Origin of the sequence: Flavobacterium sp. WG21, assembly GCF_000335775.1 — a bacterium.
Lineage (GTDB): Bacteria > Bacteroidota > Bacteroidia > Flavobacteriales > Flavobacteriaceae > Flavobacterium > Flavobacterium tructae.
In genome coordinates, this window is record NZ_AMYW01000005.1 from 79,589 (window position 1) to 96,205 (window position 16,617).

General features: G+C 34.4%; 22 protein-coding genes. 13 read left to right on the top strand and 9 right to left on the bottom strand.

Annotated elements, in window-relative coordinates; translation table 11 throughout:
- The first annotated feature begins 118 nt into the window (after positions 1-118).
- The 6 genes from C245_RS0105725 to C245_RS0105760 all read left to right on the top strand — a co-directional run bounded on the left by C245_RS0105725 (position 119) and on the right by C245_RS0105760 (position 6,248).
- A complete protein-coding gene (locus C245_RS0105725) occupies positions 119-1,468 on the top strand; it encodes a glycoside hydrolase family 28 protein (protein WP_017495624.1) in 1,350 nt (449 codons plus the stop codon).
- A 58-nt stretch (positions 1,469-1,526) separates the two neighbouring features.
- Positions 1,527-2,273: a rhamnogalacturonan acetylesterase gene (locus tag C245_RS0105730; protein ID WP_017495625.1), complete on the top strand. Its 747-nt coding sequence runs from the start codon at positions 1,527-1,529 to the stop codon at positions 2,271-2,273.
- Between the two features lie 1,184 nt (positions 2,274-3,457).
- Positions 3,458-3,634: a histone H1-like protein Hc1 gene (locus C245_RS0105740; RefSeq protein WP_017495627.1), complete on the top strand. Its 177-nt coding sequence runs from the start codon at positions 3,458-3,460 to the stop codon at positions 3,632-3,634.
- A gap of 335 nt (positions 3,635-3,969) precedes the next feature.
- The gene (locus C245_RS0105745) at positions 3,970-4,872 is read left to right on the top strand and encodes a carbohydrate kinase family protein (protein ID WP_017495628.1); all 903 of its coding nucleotides are present in this window, start codon (positions 3,970-3,972) and stop codon (positions 4,870-4,872) included.
- 353 nt (positions 4,873-5,225) lie between these two features.
- Entirely contained in the window at positions 5,226-5,639 is a 414-nt protein-coding gene (locus tag C245_RS0105750) for a hypothetical protein (RefSeq protein WP_017495629.1), read from the top strand.
- A 222-nt stretch (positions 5,640-5,861) separates the two neighbouring features.
- A complete protein-coding gene (locus C245_RS0105760) occupies positions 5,862-6,248 on the top strand; it encodes a helix-turn-helix domain-containing protein (RefSeq protein ID WP_017495631.1) in 387 nt (128 codons plus the stop codon).
- 62 nt (positions 6,249-6,310) lie between these two features.
- Here the strand turns inward: C245_RS0105760 and C245_RS0105765 are convergent, their stop codons facing one another.
- The 5 genes from C245_RS0105765 to C245_RS0105785 form a co-directional block, all read right to left on the bottom strand.
- Positions 6,311-6,643 (bottom strand): YegP family protein, encoded by a 333-nt coding sequence (locus C245_RS0105765; protein ID WP_017495632.1) that lies wholly within the window; start codon positions 6,641-6,643, stop codon positions 6,311-6,313.
- 211 nt (positions 6,644-6,854) lie between these two features.
- Positions 6,855-7,415, bottom strand: coding sequence for a DUF2911 domain-containing protein (locus tag C245_RS0105770; RefSeq protein ID WP_017495633.1), 561 nt, complete (start codon positions 7,413-7,415; stop codon positions 6,855-6,857).
- Between the two features lie 123 nt (positions 7,416-7,538).
- Entirely contained in the window at positions 7,539-8,351 is an 813-nt protein-coding gene (locus C245_RS0105775; RefSeq protein WP_026109895.1) for an SDR family oxidoreductase, read from the bottom strand.
- 43 nt (positions 8,352-8,394) lie between these two features.
- Entirely contained in the window at positions 8,395-8,844 is a 450-nt protein-coding gene (locus C245_RS0105780) for a YhcH/YjgK/YiaL family protein (protein ID WP_017495635.1), read from the bottom strand.
- 470 nt (positions 8,845-9,314) lie between these two features.
- Entirely contained in the window at positions 9,315-9,689 is a 375-nt protein-coding gene (locus C245_RS0105785; RefSeq protein ID WP_026109896.1) for a YdeI family protein, read from the bottom strand.
- Positions 9,690-10,018: 329 nt separating this feature from the next.
- On the opposite strand from C245_RS0105785, the gene C245_RS0105790 reads away from it, so the two are divergent.
- Positions 10,019-10,393 carry an STAS/SEC14 domain-containing protein gene (locus tag C245_RS0105790; RefSeq protein ID WP_017495637.1) on the top strand — a complete coding sequence of 125 codons (375 nt, stop codon included), beginning with the start codon at positions 10,019-10,021 and terminating at the stop codon, positions 10,391-10,393.
- A 124-nt stretch (positions 10,394-10,517) separates the two neighbouring features.
- On the opposite strand, the gene C245_RS0105795 is transcribed toward C245_RS0105790, so the two are convergent.
- Positions 10,518-10,787, bottom strand: a complete 270-nt coding sequence (locus C245_RS0105795; RefSeq protein WP_017495638.1) for a hypothetical protein — start codon at positions 10,785-10,787, stop codon at positions 10,518-10,520.
- A 514-nt stretch (positions 10,788-11,301) separates the two neighbouring features.
- On the bottom strand, positions 11,302-12,219 hold the full coding sequence (locus tag C245_RS0105805) for a DsbA family protein (RefSeq protein WP_017495640.1): 918 nt from the start codon (positions 12,217-12,219) through the stop codon (positions 11,302-11,304).
- A gap of 164 nt (positions 12,220-12,383) precedes the next feature.
- On the opposite strand from C245_RS0105805, the gene C245_RS0105815 reads away from it, so the two are divergent.
- From C245_RS0105815 to C245_RS0105830, 4 genes are all read left to right on the top strand, one after another.
- Positions 12,384-12,701: a helix-turn-helix domain-containing protein gene (locus C245_RS0105815; protein ID WP_017495642.1), complete on the top strand. Its 318-nt coding sequence runs from the start codon at positions 12,384-12,386 to the stop codon at positions 12,699-12,701.
- Positions 12,702-12,762: 61 nt separating this feature from the next.
- Positions 12,763-13,161: a hypothetical protein gene (locus C245_RS0105820; protein WP_035746313.1), complete on the top strand. Its 399-nt coding sequence runs from the start codon at positions 12,763-12,765 to the stop codon at positions 13,159-13,161.
- A 90-nt stretch (positions 13,162-13,251) separates the two neighbouring features.
- Positions 13,252-13,725: a TlpA family protein disulfide reductase gene (locus C245_RS0105825; RefSeq protein ID WP_017495644.1), complete on the top strand. Its 474-nt coding sequence runs from the start codon at positions 13,252-13,254 to the stop codon at positions 13,723-13,725.
- Between the two features lie 3 nt (positions 13,726-13,728).
- Complete coding sequence (locus C245_RS0105830; RefSeq protein ID WP_017495645.1) at positions 13,729-14,343, top strand: thioredoxin family protein; 615 nt, start codon at positions 13,729-13,731, stop codon at positions 14,341-14,343.
- 53 nt (positions 14,344-14,396) lie between these two features.
- Here C245_RS0105830 and C245_RS0105835 read toward each other — a convergent pair whose 3' ends face one another.
- The gene (locus C245_RS0105835; protein ID WP_017495646.1) at positions 14,397-15,131 is read right to left on the bottom strand and encodes an AAA family ATPase; all 735 of its coding nucleotides are present in this window, start codon (positions 15,129-15,131) and stop codon (positions 14,397-14,399) included.
- A 30-nt stretch (positions 15,132-15,161) separates the two neighbouring features.
- Positions 15,162-15,893, bottom strand: a complete 732-nt coding sequence (locus C245_RS0105840; RefSeq protein WP_017495647.1) for a YggS family pyridoxal phosphate-dependent enzyme — start codon at positions 15,891-15,893, stop codon at positions 15,162-15,164.
- 182 nt (positions 15,894-16,075) lie between these two features.
- Between C245_RS0105840 and C245_RS0105845 the strand changes: the two genes are divergently transcribed.
- Positions 16,076-16,309 (top strand): hypothetical protein, encoded by a 234-nt coding sequence (locus C245_RS0105845; RefSeq protein ID WP_017495648.1) that lies wholly within the window; start codon positions 16,076-16,078, stop codon positions 16,307-16,309.
- A gap of 37 nt (positions 16,310-16,346) precedes the next feature.
- Complete coding sequence (locus tag C245_RS0105850; RefSeq protein WP_017495649.1) at positions 16,347-16,610, top strand: DUF2024 family protein; 264 nt, start codon at positions 16,347-16,349, stop codon at positions 16,608-16,610.
- Positions 16,611-16,617: the final 7 nt, after the last annotated feature.

A 16,617-nucleotide genomic window follows, 5' to 3' on the forward strand; every position in this document is an offset into this window, starting at 1 on the left:
GGTGGGCGAAAAATGGCACAAGGATGAGGCAGATTATACAGTTTTAACGGGTTAATATAAAAAACAGCAAAAACCTTAGAACCTTAGCATCTCAGAACCTCAGAACCTAAAAAAAATCATGAATTTTAAATACTTTATTTTCCTCTTCATCACATGGATTTCTGTGGCTCAGCATTCCGAATTTCCATCGACAAAAGTTGATTCAATTGTCAATAGAATTCAGCTTCCCGTAATTCCTTCGTATCAAATTAATATTATAAAGTTGGGAGCAAAGGGTGATTCCATTACCAATAACAAACCTTTCTTTGACAAAGCAATGGCTTTGTGTAAAAAGAATAAGGGAGGGACAATCATTGTTCCAAAAGGAATTTATAAAATCAATGGTCCGATTCATTTTGTGAGTAATGTCAATCTAAAATTAGAAAAAGGAGCAAAAATTAAATTCAGCGATACTCCGACAGATTATTTACCAATGGTTTTAACGAGTTGGGAAGGAACGATGTTATACAATTACAGCCCGTTGATTTATGCTAATGAATGTTCAAATATAGCCATAACAGGAGAAGGAACGATAGACGGTAACGGAGGTAAAATCTGGAAAAGTTTTAAAGCAAAGGAAGGCGCCGGAAAAAACAGAAGCCGTGAAATGAACCATAGTAGTACACCTTTTGAGGACAGGAAATTTGGAGAAGGATACTTTTTGCGTCCGCAGATGATTCAGTTTTTAAATTGTAAAAACATTTTGGTTGAAAATATTCATATTGAAAATTCTCCTTTCTGGTGTTTGCATTTATTGAAATCGCAGAGCATTACGGTGCGTGGTGTGCATTACAAATCATTGAATCATAATAACGATGGAATTGACCCCGAGTATGCAAAAGATGTTTTAATTGAAAATGTGACCTTTGATAATGGTGATGATAATGTAGCCATAAAAGCGGGAAGAGATCATGAAGGAAGAGCTAATTCGGCTACTCCAAGCGAGAATATTGTCATTAGAAATTGCAAGTTTAAAGGACTTCATGGAGTAGTGATTGGGAGCGAAATGTCGGCGGGAGTTCAGAATGTATTCGTCGAAAATTGTGAAACGGCAGGCTATTTAAAACGAGGCATTTATTTGAAAACCAATGCTGACCGAGGCGGTTTCATCAGGAATGTTTTTGTGCGAAATATAAAACTGGATGAGGTCGAGGATTGTTTGTATATCACAGCCAATTATCACGGAGAAGGAAGCGGCTTTCAATCTGAGATTTCAAATATTTCATTCTCGAATATTACTTGCAACAAGGCCACAGCATCTGGAATTGTAATTCAGGGGTTTCCGGACAAAAAAGTACGTAACATCTCCTTTAATACGATCAATATCAAGTGGGCAAAAAATGCTATTTCAAGCGAAAATGCCAAAGATGTATTGTTCAACGAAGTAGTTATCGGAGAAAAAGCAACGGTGCCAACGGCAGCGAAATAGTTTTTTTTAGAGGTTCTGAGTTGCTAAGATTTTTTTAAAAGAGTTAAATGTTAATCAAATGACTAAATATTATCTGCTAATTATCTGTTTATTTTCAGTGGCTTGTTTCGCTCAGAAAACAACACTTTATACTATTGGAGATTCTACAATGGCCAACAAAAAAGATCCCGAACGCAATCCGGAACACGGCTGGGCACAGGTTTTACAGCCTTTCTTTACCGAAAATATTGTGGTGGAGAATAAAGCCGTAAACGGACGCAGTACCAAAAGTTTTATCAATGAAAAACGATGGGATTCGATTTATAAAAAACTCAAAAAAGGAGATTACGTTTTCATCGAGTTTGGCCATAATGACGAAAAAATCGAAGATTCAACCCGATATACAAACCCTCACACAGGTTATCGGTATAACCTGATTAAGTTTGTAAAAGAGAGTAGAGAAAAAGGAGCAACACCTGTATTATTGACTTCTATCGCGAGACGTAATTTTAATGATAAAGGAGTTTTAATACCCACACACGGTGATTATCCTTTAATAACCAGACTGGTGGCGCAAGAATTTAAAGTTCCTTTTATTGATCTTGAATATTTTACAGAAATATTAGAACAAACCTACGGACCTGAAAAATCGAAACTGCTGCATTTGCATTTTAAAGTCGGTGAAAACTCCTATTACGATAAAGATAAAAATGATGATACCCATTTGTCATTAAAAGGAGCCACAGAAATTGCCAAAATTGTAATCAATCAAATTAAAGCAGCAACAGATCCTGCTCTGGCTGCATTAAAAAAAGGAATTAAATAAGAGACGTATGCAAAAAAGGTTCTCGTAGACAGCTTAATTTCATATTTGTCTTATTACGATAGTTTTATGGCTTATTGAGGTGCTTGAAAAAAAATGTTACAATTAAATTTGCTGCATACTTTATTACTTCTTCATTATTTTTTAAGAAGAGAAGAGGGAGTGTAAAAATGTATCATTTATTAATAAGTAACATTGGTAACAGCATATGGGCACCTCTACTTTTTCATTGGAGTTTGATTTGAATATTGCAGAGATACGTAATTTGCATAAGATGTACTTCAAAGATCTGTACAAGCAAAGAGTAATGTTTCTTTTAGCAGTGACTTTAGTGGTCTTTGTTTATTCAGATTGGAAAGGGAACAATGATTTTTTTCAATGGATTATAAAAGACTTGTTTTTAGTGATCCTTTTTTTAGTTTTTCATTATCCAATAGTAAATACAATTTGCAAAGTAACATTTCGATTGGTCAGAAAATTGCTAAAATTTGATCGTTTTTCACGTCAGTACAAATTTAGTTTTACGAATTCATTTATAGAGGTTCATTCCCCTTTGGGCGGATTTACTCATAGATGGTGCCAGATAGAGAAGGCAATCCTCACTAAGGACTATTTTCTGTTATATATTAAAGATAAGAATGGTTACATTATTTCAATTTCAAACAAAGAGAATTGCAGCAAAAAAATAGAAAAATTAATTGAATTTATTGATTGCAATGTCACCCATGTAGAAAGAATTTGATTGATGGGTAAGAGATTTTTTTAGTAAAAGTAAAAGCTGAAATAAGGAAATAAACCATTTTTCATAGTTGGAGTCTGGTAGGACAAATACCTTCATTTTTGAAGCCTTTTGAGTCGAATCTGGCGCACATTTGACTTATTTTCGTCAAAAAAAGCAGAATTACAATTGCGGAAAGGAATAAAAATCTAGTTTTTTGATGTGTTTTGAAGCTGCAAAATGAAATTTTATTGAAAAAACTTCGGAATGCCTTACAGGGCAGGAGTTATTAGGGTTGGAAAATAAAATATTGACTATTAGTTTGTTGTGAAAAATGAAATGCAAAAAACTAAAAAAGTAAATTTATCGTTAAGTCAGAGACCTAAAAATGAGGATAAATTTAACAGCAAATGTGTTGTAACTCCCATTCAAACTTCTATTTTTGCGACTTAATTTAATAATTATAAGCATGAACGATCTATTAGTAAAAATCAACGCCGAAATTGAAACATTTAAAGCAGAGGCTGAATCATTAACTGAAAAAGGTGTTAAAGCTGCTGGACCAAGAGCGCGTAAATCTACTTTAGAAATTGAAAAACTTTTAAAAGAGTTTAGAAAAGTTTCTATCGAAGAATCTAAAAAATAATATTTTTTTTCGAAAGAAAAAGACCTCGCTTAATGAACTTTAAGCGAGGTTTTTTTATGGGAAAATTTTAGAAAGATTTTTTATTATAAAGTTGTTCAGGATTAACAAAAAAAGGAAGACTGATAAAGTTTTTTAACAACAGTGTCAACTTTCAAATCTTCCTGATTCTTATTTTAAATCAGCCAACAGTTTTTAGTATTTCCCGGATCGAAGTTTAATTTTATAGTTGTATTTTAGACACAGCGGTAAAAAGAGTTAGATAATATTCTTTTTTAGGAAAAAAATCAACATTACCGTGTGTTAAACAGACTTGCTAATATAAAATTGTTTTTAGAATGAGTAACGGAAAAAGTCTAAAGGCAGTCGCCTACGGAGAAGTACTTTGGGATGTTTTTGCTGCAGAAAAAAAGATTGGAGGCGCACCATTAAACGTTGCCCTGCGAATGCAATCGTTAGGATGCAATGCTGCAATGATTAGCAGTGTAGGAAGTGATGAAGACGGTGCTACCATTATTAATCATATAAAAAATCTTGGACTCGAAGCAGAAGCGATAATCAAGTCAGAAGATTTTCCGACTGGTCTGGTTCATGTGAGCCTGAACGAGAAAGGATCGGCGAGTTACGTCATTCATTATCCGGCGGCCTGGGATAAGATCGTTTTGAGTGATTTTGCCAGAAGTTTGACAGCAAATGCCGATGTTTTGATTTTTGGAAGTTTAGTTTGTAGGGATGAGATATCGAGGAAATCTCTGGAAGAATTATTACGGACAAATGTTTATAAAGTTTTTGATGTCAATTTAAGAAAGCCTCATTATTCCTATGAGATTTTAGAACAGTTGATGCATGCCGCCAGTTTTATAAAGTTTAATGATGAAGAATTATTAGAAGTTTCCGCAGCACTGCATTCGCCTTTTACCACACTGGAAGAAAATATTTATTTTATTGCAGAGAAAACGGGTACCAAAGCTATTTGTGTAACCAGAGGGCAATATGGTGCAGTATTGCTTTGGGAAAATCAATTGTATGAGAATTACGGTTATACTGTAAAAGTTGTAGATACAGTAGGGGCTGGGGATTCTTTTCTAGCCGCTTTAATTACTTCATTGCTTACCGGAAAAAAGCCCCAGGACGCAATTGATTTTGCTTGTGCTGTAGGCGCCTTGGTTGCTGCGTCACCCGGTGCCAATCCCGAGATTCCGCTTTCAAAAATCGAAAGCCTCCTGATTGGGACAATTTAATTCTAAGAAGATAAATGGTAAGCCCTTAAACAAATTCTGATTAAGGGCTTTTTTTGTTTTTAACCTTAAGAAGAAAAATGAAATTTAATAGAGGAAAAATCAACGGTCTGCACCATTGAATATAGGTAAAAATTGATATTTTAGAATTAATTACAACAGTTAGTTATATTCTATAAGGAGGTTTGTAAGAAAGAAAATACATAGAATGCGTAATATTGCGAAAGAGAGTTTTATTCAAAAAAAAGAGACCGCTAGTGGTTGCTTTTTTAGGAATATAAACCACTTTTAATTATCGCTGAATTTGGTGTTCAGCTTAATTATTTCTTGTCTTTTATTAATAATCTTTAATTACTATGTTCATTACCCTTACTCAGGATCAGGTTCAGTTTCAGTATGGTTCAAAACGATGGCAATACTGTTTTAATGAAATTACAGAACTTGGTTTACTCAAAAAAAAGAAGACCTATCTTCTTGAAAACGGAGTTTTTACTCTGACTACCGCTTTGGCTTATTATTGTATGTTTTTTTCCAATTTAAATGACTTGTATTATATCGGCCCCACGATTATAGTATATGCTGTTCTTATCATTTTAAGATTCTATAATACTTTTGAATTTGACTATTATGTCATTGTAAAAGATGTATATAAAAAAGAAATTAAAGTGAAAATTAAGGTTTTAGACCGTCACGAAATCGGGAAACAGATCGATGAGTTTCTACACCTGAATTTTAACAGACTTTTGAAGAAAACGAAAACAAATCTATAAAAATTAATAATGTTATTAGATGAAATTTCCCAAAATGATCTTGTGGTTATAGCCCTTGCCATACTTTATGGTTTTATTATTACCACCAGGAAAAAATGAAAATCTGCTGCTTCATAAACCTACCATTGAAGTAGTAGGATCGCATACTAAAAAGTATGGCTGTAATACTATAAGTTTAATAGCGGTTGGTTTTTAGCGATACAAAATACCCCAAATAAAATTATGACCTCTTCGATAAAAAGTAAAATAAAAAGCATAAGAGAACTAAAAAATTACACGCAGGAATATATGGCAGATCAGTTAGGTGTTACACAGGCAGGATATAGTAAAATTGAGAAAGGAAAAACGATTCTTTCGTATGAAAAATTGGTTGAAATAGCCAGAATTTTGGAGGTTAGTGTAGAAGACGTAATCAGTTTTGATAGTCAGAGATACTTCAATAGTTTTAATAAAGTGAGAGGAAACAATAATGGAAGTATTCAGATTAATTCGGATAATAGTGCAGCTTTAAAAGCTCTGTATGAAGATAAAATTGTGCTTTTAGAGAAATTGTTAAGCAAAACGGAAGAAGAGCTACGTCGTTATAAAGAAAAATTCGGAGAGATTTAGTCTAAGGAAATGGAAAAGAAATGGGGCTACTGAGCCCCATTTCTTATTATTTTGTACCGCAGTTATGCAGTTTGATCGTCTGTAGAAGCCTCGGGTGCGTTTGTTTTTACCGATGCTATTCCGTTATCTCGGGCGCTGGTACTTTCATACATTTCGCTTGCTCCAATAATCTGACCGTTACTGGCTTTTAAGTTGAAATAAGGTTTTCCGCTTTTGGATTCCAGTCTGTCAAATCTTCCGTCGTCCTGCGAATTTGTTTTAACAGACTCAATTCCGTTTAAGCAGGCCGCTTTGGTAGTATAACCTTCACTTGTTAGAATAGTTTGCCCATTACCAGCTTTTAAATTAAATTGAAATTCACCATTGGCTCTCTTAGTAATTACAAATTTTCCCATCTATTTTTTGATTAAGTTAAAAATTAAATTCATTGATATTCATAAAAATACAAAACTTCATCGTATAAAGTATAACCGGATGAAAAATAAATTTGTGGGAACTAAGTCATAATAATTTTTCTCTTTTTCACCATTTCTGTTTTGTGTTGAAGCATAAAAAAAGAGACACCATTTGGTATCTCTTTATTGCTGTCGCTAATTGTGCAGACTATTATTTTATTGTGATTGGAACTTCAACAGTTGTTTTGTCCCAGCCAATTACCAAATTCGTTACGGAACCCTGAGTAGTAAAAGCAATAGATAAGGCCTCAATTGTATTGGATACTGGTTTTACAGGAACACTTACTCTTGCAATATCCTTACTTTCGTCGTACGCATAAGCACCCCATAAATCGATTTCTTTATTGATAATGATGGTCCATTTGTCTTTTTCAGGAATAGCAAATAAACTGTAAGTTCCGGCAGGAATATTTACTCCGCCAATAGTAACCGGTTTGTAAAATTTGATTTCGGTATTTTCGTTAGCACCTACACGCCAAACTTCACCAAACTTAATCAATTCACCAAAAATAGCGCGTCCCTTAACTGAAGGTCTTGAATAAATAACCTTAACTGTCGGAGCCGGATTATCGGTTTTCTTGAATTTTACCGCTTTGTTTGGAGAATACGCAATATCAACCGGACTCGCATCCAAAGGAGCAAATTTAACGTCTTGTGCATTAACTGAAAAAGCTGTCAATAAGACAATTACCAATAAATTAATTTTTTTCATAGTTAGAATAGTTTTTAAGTGTTCACACAAAGTAAGAAAATCCTAAACAGAAATCATATAGTTTTTTTCTTTTTTGTTAATGATTTGGTAATACGATAGGATTGATAAGGTTCTATTTTCGTTTTAAATACTTGCTGCCGCAAATCCTCCGTCTACTTTTAGAATGGTTCCCGTGACAAATTTTGACAGGTCGCTGCATAAATACAAAAGTGCTCCGTTGACATCTTCGGGAGTACCAAATCTTCCCATTGGGGTATGTTCGATGATTTTTTCTCCTCTTGGCGTTAATTTTCCTTCCGGAGTCAGTAAGAGAGAGCGGTTCTGTTCTCCTATGAAAAACCCCGGTGAAATGGCATTGACACGTATTCCTTCACCATATTTAGTAGCCAGTTCTACTGCCATCCATTGTGTAAAATTGTCGATTGCTGCTTTAGAAGCGGCATATCCTACTACCCTTGTCAGAGGACGTTGTGCGGCCGCCGATGAGATGTTAATGATATTTCCCTGTTTTTGTTGAGCAAAAAGTTCCGAAAATACTTGTGAAGGCAGTATAGTTCCAATAATATTCAGATCGATTACTTTTTGTAAGTCTTCGGTTTGAAGGTCGTAGATGGCCTGATCCGGGCTGATGGTAGCTCCGCGCATGTTTCCTCCTGCAGCATTGATTAGAATATCGAGACGACCGTATTTTTTTACGATAAAATCTTTAGCTTTTTCCAGTTCTTCTTTGTTTAAAACATTCGCCTGAATGGCAAAAGCTTTTCCACCATTGCTCTCTATTGCAGCTACGGTTGTATTGGCTTTTTCAATAGACTGGGAAACGATTCCGGTAATAACACCCTGTTCGGCCAGAACGTTAGCAAAGTTACTTCCCAGTACTCCGGCACCACCGGTAATTAATGCAATTTTTCCTTTTAGATTAAATATTGAATCCATGTAAAATTTTGTGATTGATAGTGTTTTGAATGGTATTTCGGTTTTAAACTTTGACTTTAATAACAATTTTTTTAAGTGGACTTTCGCTTATCATTGCCGAGTGAACATCTTCGGGAAATAGAATTGTAAACTGCTTTTCCTGTAATTCGAAAAACATATCCGGTTTGTCGTAAAAGAAACGAACATCGCGTTCGTCACTGTATTCTCCGTTCGGACTAATGCATTTTTCTCTGGGTTTCCAGGCAAAAGTTTCCGGCCCTTTGATCGGAATTTGGATGTCGATATTTTTATCGTGGCATTCAAACCCTTTTATACTTTCTTCTTTAGTGGTGCCTTCGCCAACAATTACAATTACTTTTAAGCCCTCGCCAATTTCAAAGGCTCCTTCTTCAAGAGTACTGATGTCGTTTTGGTTTACGTAATCAAATGCTTTTTTAAAATTAGGATGCAGGCCGTAGTATCTGGCTGCGTTTTGTAACGAATCTACAATCATTTTTATTTGGTTTTTAGGTATTTTAAGTTTCTGAATGGATTGCCGAGTGAATGCATTCGGATTTGATTTATGATTTATTTTTTACTTTACATGTTTGGTTTTAAAACACTGGTTATTAGTTTGTTATTGATTTGTTTTAGTTTGATGGCAGTACTTGTCAAAAGCTCATTTTTGGACTGTCAGTTCGTCTAAATACAAGTGTTTTTGAGACTGGAATATTTGTATTTATACTTGATGTAAAAGGGTTTAATGTGCTGATTTTTAATTTCTTGTTTTTGTATTGAGTGGTTTTTATTGGACAAGTTCCTGTTGCTTCCGCCAAAACTACTTAACGGAATGGTTGTGAACAGTAGTACTCTTTGAAGCCTAAAACTACAAATCAAATTGCATTTACCACTAAGAAAATGGTAGTAAAAATGTAAAAATTTTGTTGTTTGACAATACTACGTAGAGACAGTCATTAAAGTTCTTTAAACCGATTCCCATTTGCCATTTTGCTTGGCGAGATCAATCGAAAGCTGACCGTATTCTGTCATTAAACCTTCTGCAATCATTCTTTCTGCTCGCTCTTTATTGGGTTGGCTCCATTTACTTTTTTTGGCATTTCGAGGGGTAAATGTCAGATAATAACTTTCAGGATCCCGTTTCTTGCACAAACTGTCAATCCACCCAAAACAGAGTGCTTCTTCTGTAGCTTCGATAAGATTTACACTTTCTGTTTTACTTTTTTTGTGGTATAAAATCAGCCAGACTGATTTTTCGATCTGACTGTTTTCCTGTAGCCAATCGCGCCATTCTTTTCGGGTTTTGGCATAAAGTGCTATTCTTCCATCTTTTGTTTCCATGAGTTTAGAATTGTGTGCGGACATAAATTTAATGAAATTTAATGGTAAAATGTGTAAAGTTTTAAGGATTCTAATCGTGTTTTGGAAACGGTATGTTTACGAATGAAACGGGAGTACTATTATCAAAGGTTAAAAAAAATAGAAATTGTTTAATGAGTGTAAACCTTTGTAAATTTGTAACTTAGTAGTTCTTAGCTTTGATGAAATTTAAAACAATTAGAAGTGATACGATTTAAAGTGTGTTATGATTAGTGTTGAAAAGCTCTTCTAATGGACAGGCGAAAAAGATATACAGATAAGGTTTAATAACAATTTAAAATATAAATGCTATGATACATCAAATTGATACAACAGACAATATTGTCGCTTTTCGGGCATTGGCAGTGGTAACAAATGAAGATTTTCTAAGTGTCGTGATCCCCGCAGTGGAACATTTGGTAAAACAAACTAACGAAATCAATTTTTTATTGGTTTTGGATACAGACACTGAGGCTTCTACTTCAGGAGTATGGCTGCAAGATGCCTTGCTTGGTTTAAAACATCTTGGAAAATGGAACAGAGCCGCGATAATTACGGATTCGGAAGAGATTATTTCTTTTACTAATGGGTTTGGTTCTGTCATTCCCGGCGATTTTCTTGGCTTTAAAAAAGAATCTTTCAATAAAGCATTAAACTGGGTGGAAGGAAATATCAATATTCATTAGTTTTTATCAGATAAAAAAAGCCCCGAATTCATGAAGTATTGCCAGATGAGACCAAGCAAAATTCATGAATTCGGGACTAAACTATTTGTGAGAGATTTCGAAATAAATCTGAAACAGACGAAATCTAATGATTGTATTCGATACCGCTACTTACGTTAAGATCTCTTTTAGCTTTATTGTTTTTTGAAACTTGTTTGTAGCAAGCTGTAGCCAATAGAGGAATAGCCAGGCTTCCAACAACGGCAGCAGTTTTATCTTGTCCCGCTTTTTTCAAAATAGCACCCGCTACAAGAGTTCCTACACCTGCAAAAATTAAATTTTTTACAGAAAACTTAGAGGCTGGTTTTGGAGTAATTCCGTGTAATAGAGGATCTATAAAATTCAATTTTTCCATGATTATACTTATTTATTTAATTAAACTTTTTTGTTATTTATTCTGATGGTCCTTAACAATCAGTTTTGTTTTTATTATTTCATTTTTATTTTCTGACTTAACAATGCAAAACACCTGGTTGAGCATACGCTCTAAAAACAAGCGAAAATCCTGCCAAATTGTTGCCATGTTACTTATTTAGCAAAATTTTATAATTCTAAGAAATGGTTTACGTTCCATTTATAAGATCCTTTTCGCAATTATGGTCAGTTTGATACAAGTTGTTGTAAATGCAAATAATCAAATGATTTAAATTATGCTCTTTGTATGGCATAAATTTTCAATATTCGTTTTTACAGAACAAAATTGTTGATTTAAAATTACTCTATTTAAGTTTACTGATATTACATAGTTTTCCTCTTTTGTTACACAATTTTAGTACAAATAACCCTTTATAGAAAAAACCGCTAAGTTTTACTGCTTAGCGGCTATTGGCAATTTTATTGATTATTTGGATGATTGGTTTTTAAAGTGACTATTTTTTACCATATAGAACACCGTTTTTTACTGACTTTTTATTTAGTTCTCCTTTCTCAAATAATTGCTCCAGAATTGTATGGGCTTCGGCATAAGAAATATCCAGAATAACGGCATATTCTTTTGGTGCAAGAGTAGGATAAATTTCAAATAGAGCTAAAGGATGCTCATTTGCTATTTTTTTCTTTTTAGCGTCAGGAAACAGGGCTAATATTGCATTTTCATAAGAGGTATAAGGCTTAGAACCATAAACGGTTAATTGATTTTGATTCCCATCAGAGAAAAACAAAGTAGGGAAGCCTCGTACGCCAAGACTTCTGGCATAGTTCAGATCTTCCTGAAAAAGTATTTTTGCTTCTCCTTCGTAATCCCATTTTAATTTTTTGGTATCTAAACCGGAAAGTTCGGCCGCTTCAGAAATGTTTTCCCATTTCGCAATATTTTTCTTTTCGAGATACAATTTCTCCCTAAGAATCCGCATAAACTTTACCGCTTTATCTTTACTCTGAATTTGCGCTGCTTTCATCGCAATACAAGACGGATAGGAAGAATCGAGCGGGTCTTCGAGCCATACATTTCCATCAATAGGCATTTCATAGTACAAACTTGCTTCTTCCCAATGATGAGCGACATCTGACGGTTTACTGATTCCGCCACTATTGTAAGACCAATCTGGAAGTAAACCACCCATTCTATAATCAATATCGATATAATTGCCGTATTCGAGTTTTAGTTTTCTTAGCTGAGGTTCAATTCCCCAACAGGAAGAACAGATAGGATCAGTGTAATAAATAATTTTTATGGGTTTATCTGCTGTTGGAATGATGGCAGTTTCATTTGTTTTTTCGTGAATTGGCATTTCGCAGGTTCCCGTTTCAGGATCACATAATAATGGATTTGTTTTGTCTGTACTCATTTTTGAATTTATTTGTGATTGACAGTTTGTACTGCAGATCAGAATTAATAATAGCGACAGTCTTTTCATAAATAACTGTTTTAGATTTACGCTTCGGTTTAAATTTTATAATTTTACTGTAAAGTTCGTCCATCTTTAATCACAAGTCAATTAGTCTAAAAAATATGACTACAGCAAATACATCAGAAAGGGAGAATGAATGTCCGGCAGAAGGGCTTTTAAAATTGCTTTCGGGCAAGTGGAAACCGCAGATCTTTTTACTGGCCGTTAATGGCCCTTTGCGTTTCAACGGACTTTTAAGAGAACTTAAAGGAGCGAGCAAACAATCTGTTGCAACGGCACTTCGGGAACTGGAAGATTTTGGAATTCTGGACAAAAAAGTAGTTCGTTTAAAACCTTTACATATCGAATACCATCTTTCTGAAAAGGGAACATCATTAGTTCCGGTTTTTAAGCAATTGGAGATTTTCTCAAAAGAATAGAATAGTAAGTTTGGATAATTTTGATTGCTGCTTAGAATAAAACAATTAAATGATATAAACGATGAAAAAGCTATTGTTATTTTTTGTGTTGTTGTTTCAAATGGCTGTAACAACAGGGTACAGTCAAAGTACAGATCCTTCCTCTAAAAAAATTGTCGGAACCTGGTACGCCGATGCCAATCGAAATACAAGGTGGGTTTTTACTACAGACGGAAAAGTTTTCAATTACGACAAAAACACGTTTAAAGTAATGTACCGATACACTATTTCAAACAGCTGCCAGAATAATTCAGATGATACACTCGAATTTGTAACGTTGATGGATAAGGATGGGGATGAATATTGTTTTAGAATAAACGCTATAAATGAGAACAAGAATGGCGTTTTATCGATGACGAATATGAGTAATATGGAAGCACTCTTGTTTGTTAACGACATCAACATTGTAATAACAAATTAAATTTATTTCGCATTAAACTTTTATTAACAAAAAGCAAATTGGCATTCGTTTATATTTGTAAGGCAAAAACTAAAAATAGCACGAAGAGATATGAAAATCAATGTATTAAGAATTTTTGTTGTATTTGCTTTCTCCGTAAGCGGTTATAGTCAGAATGTAAAGCTGTTAAACATCGATCAGCTGAACGAAAGAATTAAGAATGGTAAAGACAGTACTTATGTTGTTAATTTCTGGGCTACCTGGTGTGCACCCTGTATTAAAGAGCTGCCTCATTTTGAAAAGTTAAAGACGGATCATCAATCAGATAAATTAGCGGTTTTATTGGTAAGTGTCGATTTTAAATCTAAGTTAAACTCAGCTGTAGTTCCGTTTGTGAAAAGAAAAAACCTGAAAAATGAAGTTTTTCTGTTAAACGAAAGCAATCCGCAGGAATATATAGACCGCATTGATAAAGACTGGTCGGGAAGCATTCCGGCAACCTTATTTATTAAAGAGGATAAAAGAAAATTTATTGAATCTGAATTTACCTACGAACAATTATTAACTGAATATAAAAAACTGTAAATTATGAATAAGTTTATTACTGCTGTGACTCTGTTTTTGTTTAATCTGCTGCTTTCTCAGGCTCAGAGTACAACTCTTAAAGCCGGCGAAACGGCTCCGGATTTTAAATTGAAAAACGTAGACGGAAAAGAAGTTTCTTTTGCCAGTTTTCCAAAAGCAAAAGGATATATCGTTGTTTTTACCTGTAATACGTGCCCTTATGCGGTAGCGTACGAGCAAAGAATAATTGAATTGGATAAAAAGTTCAAAGCCCAGGGTTACCCGGTAATTGCCATTAATCCAAATGATCCTGAAGCTTCTAAGGCAGATTCTTTTGATAAAATGCAGGAATTGGCAAAAGATAAAAAATATCCGTTTCCTTATTTATTTGATGCCGGACAAAAAGTTACCGATCAATATGGGGCGAAACGTACACCGCATCTTTTTATCGTTTCTAAAACCGATAAAGGTAATGTCGTAGAATATGTTGGAGCAATTGACAGTGACCCGGAAGGAACTAAAACCGAAAAAACAAAGTATGCTGAAGAGGTGATCGCAGCATTAAAAAGCAATAAAAAACCGACCGTCACACAAACTAAAGAAATCGGCTGTACGGTAAAAAGAAAAGCGAAAGCTTAATTTTTTTAAGAAATTCAATGTCATAGAAAATGCCTCAGTGATGAGGCATTTTTTTATGCTATGATCTCCGTTAGTTTCTGTTGTTCCTGAAATTCCAGTTCGGCAATAATTTGCTTTTTCATTGTGGTATGAATGTAGTCTTTGGCTTCAGCATAAGAAATAGCATACTTGCGTTTAATTTCCTGAAGATGAACCGGAAAATCAGCAAGTAGTTTATCATAATAGGCATTCAGTTGTGTATTATCGGGCATTTCAAATTTTAATTTGATTTGAAATCTTCTCAGCAAAGCTGTATCAATACTGTCGTAATAATTGGTCGCACAAATAAGTAAACTGTCTGCCGGAAGATAATCAATCAGTTGAATGATCGTATTTACCAGACGTTTCATTTCAGCCACATCTTTGTCCTGACTGTCACGGCTTTTACCAATCTGATCAAATTCGTCGAGAAATAAAACCGCTTTTTCACGAATTGCTTTATCAAACAACACTTTTACATTTTTAGAAGTTTCTCCAATTTTAGCATCAATTACGGTACTGAGATTCACAATCACAATACTCTTGTTTAAAGCGTTGGCGATAGCTTTTGCAGTAGTGGTTTTGCCACAGCCGGAATGCCCGTGCAGTAGTATTTTGTTATCTACTTTGAGATTGTATTTTTTTAATTCTTCGATGTATTTATGTTCTTTGATCGTCTGAATTAATATCGTTTTATTCTCTGTACTAAAAAGTAAATCTTTAAGTGCTATTTTTTCAGTATCGTTTACAACAAGTTCGTGCAGATTCATTTGTGATTTTATTTGGTGCAAAATTAGACTTTATTCTGCAATATTTTCGTTCCAGATTTCTTTTCCTAAAAAGCGGTTTCCAAAAATTGAAGTTCCAATTCGGATCAGATTCGAACCTTCAGTAATGGCGAGTTCTAAGTCTTGTGACATTCCCATTGAAAGTTGTAAATTAGGGATACCTTCGATTTCAGCTGCGTAAATTTCATCTCTTGTTTTTCGAAGCAAACGCAATGACGGACGCATTTTTTCTTTTTCGACATCCAGCAATCCAATAGTCATTAGTCCTTTAATCTTAAGAGTTTCGTAACGTTTTATCTTTTGAATAAATGAAAGCACTTCTGTTGGAGGCAGTCCGAATTTACTTTCTTCAAATGAAGTGTTAACTTGTATAAAAACCTCCAGTGTTCGTCCTTCTTTTTGCAATTGCCTGTCCAATTCATTGGCCAAACTCAGTCTGTCGAGAGATTGAATACAAGTGACGTACTTAAGAACGTCTTTGACTTTATTGGTTTGAAGATGGCCAATAAAATGGCGTTCGATTTTTAAATCTTTTAGTGTCGAATTTTTATCACGGAGTTCCTGCATTTTATTTTCGCCAATGAGTGTCTCTCCGGCATCGATCGCAATTTGAATGTCTGCTGCAGAAACGGTTTTAGTCGCCAGTAATAGTTTCACATCTGATACATTTCTGCCGGAACTTTTACAGGCATTCTCAATGCGTTGATGTACCTGTTTTAAATTGAAAATAATATCTTCTTTCATGAGGCAAAATTACCGGTAAACAGACGTACTTAAAAGATCCAGTTTTTAGTATAAGTAATAGTCCAGACTGGAGGTAAACTGGACCAGATTAGGACTATAAATGAAAAAACTGGATTATTTAACAGATCCTGAATCGAAGTAATTTTGTACAGACAATAAAGTCAAATTTAAAACAAATTAAAATGAGTAAATCAATTTTTTATCATGCCGGCTGTCCGGTTTGTATTAGTGCAGAACAGGATATTTTAAGTTTAATTAATTCTACTGAGGTTGAAGTTGTCGATCTGGGTGTCGATAAATTCAGAATTGCAGAGGCTCAAAAAGCAGGATTGCAATCGGTTCCGGCTTTGGTAACGCCAAACGGAAATGTACTTCATATCAATTTTGGTGCTTCTATAGCAGATGTAATTGGATAGATTCACTGTGAGAGGTAAAATGTAAAATGTAAATCGTATGAAGATAGCAGTGTGGGATACCTATGTAACCCGAAAAGACGGAACAGTAATGCATTTTGATATTCTGGTTGACGAACGTACTGTCGATGAAAACCAGATTTTTGAATATGGCAAAAGGTATCTTAAAACAGTAGCACAGGAAGGACAACCGCTGACCTCAAAAGAATGCAAATTTTGTCATATTGACAAGGCTCCTGAGACTGTGCAAAGTCAGATTCTTAAACAGGGATTTTCGATTATCGAAATGGAGAACTGTAATTAACTGATTC

What these genes read in the sequence shown, in the direction of transcription:
- C245_RS0105725 (WP_017495624.1), top strand. Translation starts at nt 119, where the DNA reads ATGAATTTTAAATACTTTATTTTCCTCTTCATCACATGGATTTCTGTG.
- C245_RS0105730 (WP_017495625.1), top strand. Translation starts at nt 1,527, where the DNA reads ATGACTAAATATTATCTGCTAATTATCTGTTTATTTTCAGTGGCTTGT.
- C245_RS0105740 (WP_017495627.1), top strand. Translation starts at nt 3,458, where the DNA reads ATGAACGATCTATTAGTAAAAATCAACGCCGAAATTGAAACATTTAAA.
- C245_RS0105745 (WP_017495628.1), top strand. Translation starts at nt 3,970, where the DNA reads ATGAGTAACGGAAAAAGTCTAAAGGCAGTCGCCTACGGAGAAGTACTT.
- C245_RS0105750 (WP_017495629.1), top strand. Translation starts at nt 5,226, where the DNA reads ATGTTCATTACCCTTACTCAGGATCAGGTTCAGTTTCAGTATGGTTCA.
- C245_RS0105760 (WP_017495631.1), top strand. Translation starts at nt 5,862, where the DNA reads ATGACCTCTTCGATAAAAAGTAAAATAAAAAGCATAAGAGAACTAAAA.
- C245_RS0105765 (WP_017495632.1), bottom strand. Translation starts at nt 6,643, where the DNA reads ATGGGAAAATTTGTAATTACTAAGAGAGCCAATGGTGAATTTCAATTT.
- C245_RS0105770 (WP_017495633.1), bottom strand. Translation starts at nt 7,415, where the DNA reads ATGAAAAAAATTAATTTATTGGTAATTGTCTTATTGACAGCTTTTTCA.
- C245_RS0105775 (WP_026109895.1), bottom strand. Translation starts at nt 8,351, where the DNA reads ATGGATTCAATATTTAATCTAAAAGGAAAAATTGCATTAATTACCGGT.
- C245_RS0105780 (WP_017495635.1), bottom strand. Translation starts at nt 8,844, where the DNA reads ATGATTGTAGATTCGTTACAAAACGCAGCCAGATACTACGGCCTGCAT.
- C245_RS0105785 (WP_026109896.1), bottom strand. Translation starts at nt 9,689, where the DNA reads ATGGAAACAAAAGATGGAAGAATAGCACTTTATGCCAAAACCCGAAAA.
- C245_RS0105790 (WP_017495637.1), top strand. Translation starts at nt 10,019, where the DNA reads ATGATACATCAAATTGATACAACAGACAATATTGTCGCTTTTCGGGCA.
- C245_RS0105795 (WP_017495638.1), bottom strand. Translation starts at nt 10,787, where the DNA reads ATGGAAAAATTGAATTTTATAGATCCTCTATTACACGGAATTACTCCA.
- C245_RS0105805 (WP_017495640.1), bottom strand. Translation starts at nt 12,219, where the DNA reads ATGAGTACAGACAAAACAAATCCATTATTATGTGATCCTGAAACGGGA.
- C245_RS0105815 (WP_017495642.1), top strand. Translation starts at nt 12,384, where the DNA reads ATGACTACAGCAAATACATCAGAAAGGGAGAATGAATGTCCGGCAGAA.
- C245_RS0105820 (WP_035746313.1), top strand. Translation starts at nt 12,763, where the DNA reads ATGAAAAAGCTATTGTTATTTTTTGTGTTGTTGTTTCAAATGGCTGTA.
- C245_RS0105825 (WP_017495644.1), top strand. Translation starts at nt 13,252, where the DNA reads ATGAAAATCAATGTATTAAGAATTTTTGTTGTATTTGCTTTCTCCGTA.
- C245_RS0105830 (WP_017495645.1), top strand. Translation starts at nt 13,729, where the DNA reads ATGAATAAGTTTATTACTGCTGTGACTCTGTTTTTGTTTAATCTGCTG.
- C245_RS0105835 (WP_017495646.1), bottom strand. Translation starts at nt 15,131, where the DNA reads ATGAATCTGCACGAACTTGTTGTAAACGATACTGAAAAAATAGCACTT.
- C245_RS0105840 (WP_017495647.1), bottom strand. Translation starts at nt 15,893, where the DNA reads ATGAAAGAAGATATTATTTTCAATTTAAAACAGGTACATCAACGCATT.
- C245_RS0105845 (WP_017495648.1), top strand. Translation starts at nt 16,076, where the DNA reads ATGAGTAAATCAATTTTTTATCATGCCGGCTGTCCGGTTTGTATTAGT.
- C245_RS0105850 (WP_017495649.1), top strand. Translation starts at nt 16,347, where the DNA reads ATGAAGATAGCAGTGTGGGATACCTATGTAACCCGAAAAGACGGAACA.